This window comes from Campylobacter majalis (assembly GCF_905120465.1).
Taxonomy (GTDB): Bacteria; Campylobacterota; Campylobacteria; order Campylobacterales; family Campylobacteraceae; genus Campylobacter_A; species Campylobacter_A majalis.
This window is the reverse complement of record NZ_CAJHOF010000042.1, coordinates 1-1,862: the sequence shown is the minus strand read 5'-3', so window position 1 is coordinate 1,862 and position 1,862 is coordinate 1. Positions and strand designations below refer to the sequence as shown.

The following is a 1,862-nucleotide window of genomic DNA, read 5'->3' as shown; positions in this document are numbered from 1 at the left end:
CCTTTGGCTTTGTAAGATTAGATTATTGCCTACATTGATATTTGCTATATTATTGGCTCTTAGATTAGCTCCTTTTATGGTTGTGTTGTTTGTGGTGTTGATGTTTAGGTTATTATGTGCTAGTAGTTGGCTATTGTTGTTTGTTATGTTTTCTTTATCTAAGTTTGATTGAGAGTAGTTTAGACCTAAGCTACCTCCGCCTCCACCATACATAGTCATCTTAACACTACCGCTTAGCTCTTTGGTTTTAGAGTCTTGTTTGTAGGTATCTTGGCTAGAGTTTATGTTTAGATCTTTAGTGTCTATATTTATGTTGTTGTTTGCTATTAGGTTTGAGCCAGTTATGTTTGTGCTTGTATCTTTATCTTTGTTGGTTGAAATTTTAATATTGTTTGCATTTAGGTTTGAAGATACAGATGTAGTTTGTGTGGTATTGGATTTAGTGTTGCTACCTTTTATATCACCAGCTATGCCTATGCTAAAGCCAAATGTGGTATAGCTAGATGCAGCTGCTGCACTTTGGCTTATTAGGGCTGTGGTTTTAGAGGCTACATTTGTAGTTGCTAGGGCGATATTTGCTAGATAGTATTTTTCTTCATCTTTTATATTGTCTATTATATCTGTTAGATCCTCTATATCAGAGTAGTCTATACCTATCTCTTTATCTTTGTATCTTTGTTTTAGTTCATTTAGCTTACTCTCTAGGTTTGATTTTTCTTGTTTGTAGGTCTCATACTCTTTTTTTACACTATTTAGCTGTTTAATAGCCTCTTGTAAAGCTATGGCAGCTGGAGCTATCTGGGCATATTCGTTTTGCACAGTAAGAGATAGAGCGGCCTTAGCCTCTTTTAGAGTGGAGGCTGTATCTATGGTATCAGTAGAGTTTGATATATAGATGTTGCCACTATTTGAATGTAGGGTTATATCCTCTTTAGCATTTATATCAGCTCCTGTGATAGTGATGTCTTCATTAGTGATAATGTTTAAATTTTTAGCTTGTAGGTTTGAGCTTATGCTTTTGGTGGATGAGATGTTGTTTGTAGCTTTTTCATAGGTTGCATCAGCTAGGCGGATCTTGGCTGATGTATCTTTTTTAAGTTCTGATAGAGATTTTGGTTTGGCATCTTTTAAGATATCTTGTATATGAGCTATACTAACACTGGTTTTTTTATCTATGTTGTAGCTTTCATGCGTATTAGTAGCGTTTAAGATGGTGGCAGTGTTTGCTTTTATGTTAGTATCTTGGTTTGATTTAATGTTGGCTGTAATGATGGCATTGTTTGCATGTATATTAATATCTTCAAATGCTTTGATGTTTGATAGTTTAGATAAACCATCAATGCTTCCTTTTTGATTCTCTTGGGCTTTGTAAATTTCTCCCCCATTTGTCCCTAGTGTGCCAACATATGTTAATATACCAAGCGGATTAAAACTACTTTTTTTATGAACACTTACCTCTTTAACCTGCTCTTTAGCTGCTATGATATTTATATCATTATCTGCATTTAGGTTTAATGCCTTTACACTTGATATATCTGATGAGATGATGTTTATGTTATTTGTAGCATTTAGGTTAATGTCGCCTGTGCTTGTGCTTAAAGATGAGCTTTGTAAATTTGCTTTTGCAAGAGAGTGCATATCAAGGCTTTTTTTAAGCCCTCCCCAGCTTGATTTGCTAGTATGTGAATAATCTAGACTCTCATATACTGCTGGATTTAGGTTAATATCCTTTGCATTTATATTTATCTCATTATCCGCTACTAAATTCGCCCCCTGTATAGTTGTATCTTTATTTGAGATTATGTTTATGTTATTAGCATTTAGATTTGATGATACAATATCCTCTTTTATGGTTTTTGTGG

The 1,862-nt window shown here is 34.1% G+C and carries 1 protein-coding gene; it reads right to left on the bottom strand.

Annotated elements, in window-relative coordinates; all coding sequences use genetic code 11:
• A partial coding sequence (locus tag LQU93_RS09790; protein WP_229933701.1) for a hemagglutinin repeat-containing protein occupies positions 1 to 1,862 on the bottom strand: 1,862 nt, incomplete at both ends.